Below are 9113 nucleotides of genomic sequence, written 5' to 3' on the forward strand. Positions count from 1 at the left end.
AGAGTAAAACGCTTTTAGCCGAACCCTTCGGGCAGCGCTTGTTGGCTCTTTCTACTGCGTTATCGCCTGTTTATGTAGAATAACTACACTACGCAGGCTCTGCCTTGTATAAAGAACCAACAAACTGCTGCAAAAACAATCCCGAAAGTTCAACAGGCCCTAGTTAAGGATAAAATTTTTCTTTATTCTTTGCTTTTTCGACCAGCAATTGTGCAGGTCTGAAACGTTCGCCGTATAAGTCGGTTAATTCATTTAATCTGTCGCATATTTTGCTGATACCCCGGTTATCGGCATATTTCATCAGTCCCCCTCTAAAAGCAGGAAACCCGGTTCCCATTATCATCGCCATATCCAGGTAAGCGGGATTTTTGACAACCTTTTCCTGCAAACATTTAGCCGCTTCATTAACCATAATCAGGATGCACCTGTCTACAACCTCTTCGCTGTTAAAGGTAGTGGCTGTGATCCCATGGGCAAAACGATAAGTTTGAATAATCTTATCTAAATCTTCGTTGTAGGACATTTTTTTTGCTTTATGCTGGTAAAAGCCAACCCCCGCTTTTTTACCTAATAACTTTTCTTCCTGAAAAATCTGAGTGAATAACCCGGCAACCTGCATTCTTTCGCCATAAGCCTGCTCCAAAATTTTAGCAACATGGAAACCTATATCAATACCGACCTCGTCCGCCAAAACAAAAGGCCCCATCGGTAAACCGAATTTCTCTATTGCCTTATCAATTTCAGTCACGACACCACCTTCCTCTAAGATCAGGGCGGCTTCGTTCAAAAAAGTAATCAAAATTCTATTGACTAAAAAGCCGGCGCAGTTAGCAACAACGATTGGCGTTTTACCACTCTTTTTGGCTAACTGAACCAGCGTGGTTATGGTTTGCGCACTGGTTTTTTCGCCGGGGATGATTTCCACTAGGGGCATTCTGTTTACCGGATTGAAAAAGTGCATTCCGATCGCATTTTCCGGTCTTTTCAAATCTGCCGCCATCTCGGTGATAGATAAACTGGATGTATTAGAGGCTAATATGGCATGATCAGGCAGATGGGCTTCAGCTTCAGCTAACACCGCTTTTTTAACATCCATATTTTCAACCACTGCCTCAACAACCAAATCGATATGTTTAAAACCGTTATAATTGACCGTCCCCGCCAGGTGGTTCATCTTAACGCGTATCTGATTGTCTTTTATTTTACGGATTTTTTTCATTTGCCAGTAATATAAAGCAGCCGTCTGATAACCTTTGCTGACCGCATCCCATTCGATATCTTTAAGCCTTACCGGAATATCATTTTTTGAAAGCAGCCAGGCAATCCCGCCTCCCATCACGCCCGCGCCTAACACTGCAGCCTGATTAACAGGTTGTGCTCTGATGCCCGCGTCAGAAACGCCGGTTTCTTTCTTTAATGCCTCAGAGGTAAAAAACAGCTGAATTAAATTTTTGCTTATTTCACTGACTGCGAGTTTGGACACGGCTCTGGCTTCAACCTCCAGTGCCTGCTGTGTTTTCAAATTGATTGTTTTGGCTATCGTCTCTAAGGCTTGCAGAGGTGCTGGATAATGACCTTTGGTTTTTTTCAGCAAATCCATCCGCGCTTTTTTAAAGACCAGTTGTTGCCCTAATCTGTAATCTTCTAAAAGTTGTTGAGTAATTTTTTTCGATGATTTTAAGTGCCGTTTGATAAGACCTTTAGCAAAAAAGCTATCATTAGCCAAACGTTCAATAAAATCGGCCACTGACTTCTCTTCCAGTGCGTTATTGTAGAGATGATCCACCAATTTAAGGCGCAGCGCTTTTTTAGGGGCAACAGGTTTACCGGATAAAATTAACTGCAGCGCCCCCTGCAAACCGATAAGTTTCGGTAAACGTACGCACCCGCCAAAGCCGGGAATAATACCCAGGCTGATTTCCGGTAACCCGATAATGACTTTCGGATTATCGGTAGCGATACGATAAGTACAGGCTAATGCCAGTTCACAGCCACCACCTAAGCATGCCCCGTTAATCACAGCTAAGGTAGGAAAAGGTAAGTTAGCAATAGCATCGATAATTAACTGCCCGGATCGGATAGTCTGATAGGTTTGCTCTTCATCCACCAGATCTTTAATTTCATTAATATCCGCACCGGCAATAAACATAGCTTTTTTGGCACTGCGAAATACCAGCAGTTTAATCTCTTCATTTTTTGCCAACGCTTTAAGGTGCGCTTTCAGCTCCATTAACGCGCCTGAATCTAACTTATTAATTTTTTCACCCGGAAAATCAAACGTAAGTGTTGCAACACCTTCTGTTGGAGCTGCTTGTGAAATATTTAATTTAAAATTCATTATTCTACCTCCAACGCCAATGCAGCCCCTTGACCACCGCCTATACACAAGGTAACTAAGCCGCAGTTTTTATTATTACGACGTAATGCATTTAACATAGTAATTATCATGCGCGTACCGGTGGCGCCGACAGGATGCCCTAACGCAATTGCGCCGCCGTTAACATTCAGTAAATCCGGTTCTATCGCGCCCAGGGCTTTGCTTTTCTGCAGATACTGCTGCGCAAAAATATCCGAATCAAAGGCTTTTAAATTGGCAATAACTTGTGCAGCAAAAGCTTCGTTTAATTCCACCAGATCAAAATCAGAGAGTGACATACCGGTTTTATCCAGCAGTTTAGCAGTGGCATAAACAGGGCCTAATCCCATTCTCTGTGGCTGTAAACCGGCATAACAATACTCCTTCAGATACCCCAAGGGGGTATAACCGAGTTGTTTCGCTGTGCTTTCCAGCATGATTAAAAGCGCGCCGGCACCATCGGTTATCGGACAGGCATTTGCAGCAGTGACCGTCCCGGTTACAGGATCAAAGAAGGGTTTTAATTTAGCCAGTTTATCCAGGCTTTGATCCGGACGAATAGAATTATCATGAAACTGCACCTGGTTATAATCCGGCGGCAGCATAATGGGGTGGATCTCCTCGGCGAAGATACCATCTTCATTTGCTTTACCTGCACGCAAATGGGATTGCAGTGCAAAAGCGTCCTGCTCCTCTCTAGTGATTGAAAACTCACGCGCTAAAACTTCTGCTGTTTGCCCCATATTCAATCCGCAGACCGGATCAGTTAATCCTTCGACAATAGATATAACAGGTTTTAAATCGGCAGGCCTGAAGGCGGCAATGGCAGATAATTTTTGACCGAAGGTTTTAGCTTTCATCAGGTTTTCAAAAACAAGGGTCATTTTTTTACTAAAATGCAGCGGTAAATTACTCATACTTTCAGTACCGCCTGCCACCATTATATCGGCATACCCCGCTAACATTTTATTATAGCCTGTGGTCACAGACTCCATCCCGGATGCGCAGTTACGATGCACGGTATAAGCAATCAGATCCAAAGGAAGGCCGGCTTTTAAGGCGATAACCCGGGCAATATTAGGGGCATTGGCAGGTTGCCCGACGTTGCCAAAGATAAGCTCATCAATCAATTTAACATCGATATCTGTCCGGGCAATTAACTCTTTTACTATCACCGCGCCTAAATCATCGGCAAAAATATTTGCCATCGTTGTACCGGATTTACAAAATGGAGTGCGAATACCGTCTACAATTGCTAACCTTTCTTTCATATTGATCTCCCGATTAATAGCGCGTACCCCAAACTATTAAAAAATAATGAAACCACCCACTAGTCCGTATAAAATTCATTAATAATGTCACTGAATTTATCCAACACAACCTCACGTCGGATCTTCATGGTTGGCGTGAGCTCTCCTGTTTCGATACTGATTGGCTTTTTTATAAAGTTATATTTTCTGATTCTTTCCCACTCATCAATCTGACTGTTAACAGCTTTAACGGCAGCCGCGATTTCCTTTCTAATATCACTGCGATTGAGGAAATCATCATTGTCCAGATCGCCATAACCACGACTTTTTCTAATCGTATCCAGATTTTCAAAGTCCGGGAAAAGCAGGCAGGTAACAAAATTCTTATTTTCACCAATGATTACCGCCATATCGATCAACTCCGAAGCACATAACATCTGCTCAATCGGCACCGGGCTGACATATTTACCGTTAGATGTTTTAAACAACTCTTTTTTTCTACCGGTGATAAACAGATAACCGTCTTCATCAATATGCCCGAGATCCCCGGTATGTAACCACCCGGAGGAATCAATCGTTTCCCTGGTCGCTTGCGGATTGTTGTGATAGCCCTTCATAATATTAGGCCCTTTGGCAAGTATCTCCTGTTCATCGGAAATTTTTATCTCCACTCCGGGCCAAACCTTACCCACACTGCGATAACGCACATTACCGGGATAATTAGCCGCTAACACCGGAGAAGTTTCAGTCAATCCGTAACCCTGATAAAGCTTAAGGCCGATATTGGTAAAGAAATTTTCCATACTTTCGCTCAGAGCAGATCCGCCACTGATAACAAATTCCAAGTTGCTTCCTAAGGTCTTTCTCAATTTTGCATAAACCAGTTTGTCATAGACTTTGTCAAGGTAGTTACGGGAACCCGGTCGGGTAGAAACCGCCCTTGCAAAAGCACGCAGTACCAGTATTTTTTTAAGTCCCGAAAGTTCTTCTGCTTTGGCATGCATTTTTGCATGCATCTTTTCTAACAGGCGCGGTACCAGAGTCATCACCGTGGGTTGTACTTCCCTTAATAATTCGCCCACTTTTTTTATCTTATCAACAAAAAAGATCGGGGTGCCCGTCGAGATATAGTAGTAGATAACCATTCTTTCAAAAACATGCGCCAGAGGTAATGTCGTTAAGGCTTTATCTTTTGCAGAGTTAAGGGGAAACAGCTGTGTTGTGCCTCTGATTTGTGAAATAAGATTTGCATGGGTTATCTCCACGCCTTTGGGGGTGCCCGTCGAGCCGCTGGTATAGATGATGGTTGCTATATCTTCAGGGGCAACTGCCTGTCGCATCTGAAAGTAAAGATTAGGCTGTTTGGATGATAGCTGATCACCTAAGGCTAACAGCTCTTTATAACTGATCGCATTATTTGCGGAACGTTTAGGATGATTGGAGATAACTTTGCTAAAAGAGTTTAAAAAGGGCTTTATTGAGTCGTCTAATATCTCTTCATCATCAATAAAAAGATATTTAAGTTGGCTGTCTTGGCTCTGAAACTGGAAATGCGCTGTTGAAATATTAGCAAACATGGGCACTGAAATTGCCTTATTAACCATAATCGCGATATCAATCATCAGCCACTGAGGCGATGGATCCGAAATCAAGCCGAAACCTTCTCCTTCTTTAATACCTAAAGCACGTAAACCTAAAGCCAGCCGCCGGATAGTTTCAGAAAACTTTTCCGTGGAAATTGTTTTCCAATACCCCTTATCTTTATAGTTTAAAGCAGCATAATTACTATATGTACAAACAACATTTTGAATCATCTGCGGGATAGTTGTGTAATTTTCCATCTTTATTTTCCTGTCTGTTGTCTTATGCAGCATTTAAATATTGGGGCCTGTGACACTGTGGATTCAACGTTTAGCGCCTGACTTAATGTTTGTAATATTGAAAACTCCAACCAGCTTTAAAAATAAAGGTAAATTAAATAAGCCTGTCTTAGCAACGCTTCCTGGCGGCGGTTATTGGGCAGCCTTTTCCTTATGCTCACCAAAAAATATAGCCTATTCCCGATAATAAACAATTTCACTATTTGACTTTACTATCTGAAAAAATTGGTTAAATTTCCAATCATCCATACATTTACAGCAAGATTTTATGCCCTCGAAGCTTAAGTTATTAGGGTCTGTTGATCTTTCGCGGTTAATTTTTGTTCGAGATAAAAGCGTTTTAATCGCGACGCGAGGTGTGTCGCTTAGTCATTCTAAGTAAATACCTCGCAACAAAGAGTAAAACGCTTTTAGCCGAATCCTTCGGGCAGCGCTTGTTGGCTCTTTCTACTGCGTTATCGCCTGTTTATGTAGAAAAACTACACTACGCAGACTCTGCCTTGTATAAAGAACCAACAAACTGCTGCAAAAACAATCTCGAAAGATCAACAGCCCCTAATGCAATCAGATAACGACCCGGTTTAAAGTCCGGCATGCAGGCTGGTAGTTGCGCTCACTCACAAAACTCAATAGACCACTTTTAACAGTAACGCTGTGCACCTGTTTAATAAATTTGCTATAACAGATCTCTAACCCGTTAAAATAAAACTGCTTTAAGGATAATATATGCAGGATGTCATTGATTTATTGAACTCCCACCGCTCTATTCGTCATTTTAGTAACCAACCTGTTAAGCAGCCTCTCGTTGAGGATTTAATTCGTGCAGGACAAGCGGCTGCAACTTCAAGTTTTATTCAGGCTTGTACCGTAATTCAAGTTTCTCCCGGAGAACAACGCGAGCAACTAGCCCGATTTGCAGGCAACCAGTCTTATGTTGCTAACGCACCGGTATTTCTGGTGTTTTGTGCTGATATGCATCGTCATAAACTCGCCTGTGAAATGCATCAGGCTCCCATGCAAAGTGGCTTTACTGAACAATTTTTAACGGCATCAATAGATTGTGCCCTGTTTGCTCAAAATGTGGTCATTGGAGCGGAGGGTTCTGGATTAGGGGCTTGTTATATCGGCGCGCTGCGCAACGAAATTGAAGCAGTTTCTCAGTTATTAACATTACCTGATCTGGTTTTTCCTCTATTCGGTTTATGTTTAGGCTACCCGGACCAAGCTCCGGAAGTGAAACCACGTTTGCCATTATCCGTCACACTAAAACAAGATAGTTACACACAGGGTAAAACCTTAAAGCAATCAGATAAAGAAGATGTCGTTGCCCTGAATACTTATGATAATCAGATCCGTGAGTATTATAAAAGCAGAACTACCAATCAGAAGCCAGTAAGCTGGACTGAACAAATATCAGGGATGCTGCAGAAAGAAGCACGACCGCATATGCATGCATTTCTACAGCAAAAAGGTTTTTTGAAGAAATAGAAAACTATTATAGAGATTAGCCTGAATTATGAACTGCATCACTCGGGTATTTTAAACTCTGCCAGCAGTGGTGTGTGGTCAGATAATTGGCTCCATGGTTTACCGTGCAGGCGGTGACAGTCAACAATATCCAGTCCGCGAAAATAAATACGGTCCATGGATAAAAAAGGCAGTTTGGCCGGGAAGGTGCGCGCGTAACATCCGTGTATCTTTTTATAGGCCTCTTCAACTCCAACCAGCTCATGCAGGTGGCGTCCGGCGTTACCGCGCCAGTCGTTAAAATCACCCGCGATAATCAAAGCTTCGTCAGCAGGCACATGAGAACTGATACGTTCTCCCAGTATCCTCAGCTGACTTTCTCTCTCGCGCTCAAATAATCCCAGGTGGACGCATATGATATGTATTTTCCTGGCACTTTCCGTTACCTCTAAAGTACCATGCAGCAGACTTCGGCTGGCTGAGCGCATATAAGAAACATCAATGTTTTCCCATTCGATAAACGGGAATTTACTCAAGATTGCATTACCATGGTGGCCCGACTTGTAAATGGCGTTTTTGCCATAGGCGTGATGATCCCACACCTGATCCGCGAGAAATTCAAATTGCCTGTTATTCGGCCAGTCATCAAAACGGTTATCGGAGATAGTGCGCTCGCCATGTATTTCCTGAAGTAAAACGGCATCGGCATCAACATGCCGCAATAACACTTTTATATCATGCAGAATAAAGCGCCGGTTAGCGACGCTGAAACCTTTGTGGATATTGTAAGTCAGGACTTTGATTGAGGTGTTGGCCATATTATTTCCCGAATCATAACAGTAGCCAAACTCCCCCAGAATACAATTTACTGCACCTTGAAGCTGTTTGGCTAATGGAGAGAATTATGGTTTTCCCTTATCTGATAAATTATAGATGGTATATACCCATGATACTTCAAGATGCAAAGTCAGCAAGGCAAAGTGTACCGAAATGCTAGGCATAAAATTGAAGTTATTCTACATAGAGGTTTTATAACGACGCAGATTGGTAAAAGTTACCTTTCCCTAACGGGCGCGATCTCAAAAACCTGCTCTGCATTGCAACAATCGAAAAGGGAAGAACCATTACCTCTTGTTGCGTCTTGCTCTGGTCTCCGAGCTTGCGCCTGACAAAGCATCTTGAAGTAACATGGGTATATAAGCTAATAAAGGTGCTGCACTGTGACGGTTAAATAATTTAACCTTACGGCGTTTAGAAGATCAAAATAATAACCTTTTTATTTTTAAGAAAACAGTCGGATAATACTACACAATAAATTGTTCCAGCTTAACTCCGACACTGCCGCTATGGATCCAGATTTTATAAATCTGGAATGTCTCTCCGTCAGTATTGGCTATAGTCTCCAAATGTTCGGCATAGACAACATCTTCAGTTTTAAACTCCAGAATCGCACCATTGCTGGATAGAGGATTGAGGCGCAAAAAAATCTTATTTGGTTCGGATGCACTTTGTTTGGGATGTCCAATATAAGCAACAGCCTCCTTCAACAACCAGTTTTTATTTGCATACTTTTCCAGAGCACGCTCTTTGCTCATTACCTCTATAATATTAAATAACATAACCTCCCCCCTGATAATAGAAATTAACCCTATATTGATCTGAATTCCCACTAAAACTCGATGATATTTTATTTAATAATAGTCATCCGCGACAAAGTTAATATGTTGAAAAAAACGTTCCCATCACATTTCACTGTTTAAATAACCTCAATTCAGGATAAGCAAATCGATACAGCACCGTTATTTTCGCGTATTTCTGCGTTAAATCATCTCCCAAGCCAGCTATTGCTTCGATGATTTGCCTTGAACTCCACAAAATTAACAGCACTGTATAACACCAATTTTTAATGTGTTGATATTAATACCAATTCCGTTAATTAGATGATCTATTTAGGCGTAGGAAAAATGGATGAAATCAAGTCATTGATTGCAGTAACTAGTTTTTCTAATTACACAAAATCGTATGGAACGATTTTGAACAGCTTTAGCTGGCCACAAAGTGGTGAAGAACAGGACGTTCTGAATCAAATCAATAACAAAGACTAAAACGTAGTTTTATGACTAGCTAGTTCTCATCCAGAAACAGTGTATTTTTAGTACC

Annotated in this window: 8 protein-coding genes; 3 read left to right on the forward strand and 5 right to left on the reverse strand. The window is 41.9% G+C overall.

Features of this window, described 5'->3' with window-relative positions:
• Positions 1-163: 163 nt before the first annotated feature.
• From ABZA00_RS14985 to ABZA00_RS14995, 3 genes are read right to left on the reverse strand one after another with little or no spacing between them, the layout of a single operon-like run.
• Positions 164-2338, reverse strand: a complete 2175-nt coding sequence (locus ABZA00_RS14985) for a 3-hydroxyacyl-CoA dehydrogenase NAD-binding domain-containing protein (RefSeq protein WP_372882963.1) — start codon at positions 2336-2338, stop codon at positions 164-166.
• Positions 2338-3627, reverse strand: a complete 1290-nt coding sequence (locus ABZA00_RS14990; protein WP_372882964.1) for an acetyl-CoA C-acyltransferase — start codon at positions 3625-3627, stop codon at positions 2338-2340. Before ABZA00_RS14990 ends, ABZA00_RS14985 begins: the two co-directional genes overlap by 1 nt.
• A gap of 59 nt (positions 3628-3686) precedes the next feature.
• Positions 3687-5447 (reverse strand): long-chain fatty acid--CoA ligase, encoded by a 1761-nt coding sequence (locus ABZA00_RS14995; protein WP_372882965.1) that lies wholly within the window; start codon positions 5445-5447, stop codon positions 3687-3689.
• A gap of 395 nt (positions 5448-5842) precedes the next feature.
• Between ABZA00_RS14995 and ABZA00_RS15000 the strand changes: the two genes are divergently transcribed.
• The gene (locus ABZA00_RS15000; protein WP_372882966.1) at positions 5843-6058 is read left to right on the forward strand and encodes a hypothetical protein; all 216 of its coding nucleotides are present in this window, start codon (positions 5843-5845) and stop codon (positions 6056-6058) included.
• Positions 6059-6212: 154 nt separating this feature from the next.
• The gene (nfsA, locus tag ABZA00_RS15005) at positions 6213-6974 is read left to right on the forward strand and encodes an oxygen-insensitive NADPH nitroreductase (protein WP_372882967.1); all 762 of its coding nucleotides are present in this window, start codon (positions 6213-6215) and stop codon (positions 6972-6974) included.
• A gap of 38 nt (positions 6975-7012) precedes the next feature.
• On the opposite strand, the gene ABZA00_RS15010 is transcribed toward nfsA, so the two are convergent.
• Both ABZA00_RS15010 and ABZA00_RS15015 read right to left on the reverse strand, forming a co-directional pair.
• Positions 7013-7771 (reverse strand): endonuclease/exonuclease/phosphatase family protein, encoded by a 759-nt coding sequence (locus ABZA00_RS15010; protein ID WP_372882968.1) that lies wholly within the window; start codon positions 7769-7771, stop codon positions 7013-7015.
• 486 nt (positions 7772-8257) lie between these two features.
• On the reverse strand, positions 8258-8572 hold the full coding sequence (locus ABZA00_RS15015) for a hypothetical protein (protein WP_372882969.1): 315 nt from the start codon (positions 8570-8572) through the stop codon (positions 8258-8260).
• Positions 8573-8893: 321 nt separating this feature from the next.
• Between ABZA00_RS15015 and ABZA00_RS15020 the strand changes: the two genes are divergently transcribed.
• Positions 8894-9058 (forward strand): hypothetical protein, encoded by a 165-nt coding sequence (locus ABZA00_RS15020; protein WP_372882970.1) that lies wholly within the window; start codon positions 8894-8896, stop codon positions 9056-9058.
• The last annotated feature ends 55 nt before the right edge of the window (positions 9059-9113 follow it).

Source organism: Psychromonas sp., assembly GCF_041586535.1.
Taxonomy (GTDB): Bacteria; Pseudomonadota; Gammaproteobacteria; order Enterobacterales; family Psychromonadaceae; genus Psychromonas.

What these genes read in the sequence shown, in the direction of transcription:
- ABZA00_RS14985 (WP_372882963.1), bottom strand. Translation starts at nt 2,338, where the DNA reads ATGAATTTTAAATTAAATATTTCACAAGCAGCTCCAACAGAAGGTGTT.
- ABZA00_RS14990 (WP_372882964.1), bottom strand. Translation starts at nt 3,627, where the DNA reads ATGAAAGAAAGGTTAGCAATTGTAGACGGTATTCGCACTCCATTTTGT.
- ABZA00_RS14995 (WP_372882965.1), bottom strand. Translation starts at nt 5,447, where the DNA reads ATGGAAAATTACACAACTATCCCGCAGATGATTCAAAATGTTGTTTGT.
- nfsA (WP_372882967.1), top strand. Translation starts at nt 6,213, where the DNA reads ATGCAGGATGTCATTGATTTATTGAACTCCCACCGCTCTATTCGTCAT.
- ABZA00_RS15010 (WP_372882968.1), bottom strand. Translation starts at nt 7,771, where the DNA reads ATGGCCAACACCTCAATCAAAGTCCTGACTTACAATATCCACAAAGGT.
- ABZA00_RS15015 (WP_372882969.1), bottom strand. Translation starts at nt 8,572, where the DNA reads ATGTTATTTAATATTATAGAGGTAATGAGCAAAGAGCGTGCTCTGGAA.
- ABZA00_RS15020 (WP_372882970.1), top strand. Translation starts at nt 8,894, where the DNA reads ATGATCTATTTAGGCGTAGGAAAAATGGATGAAATCAAGTCATTGATT.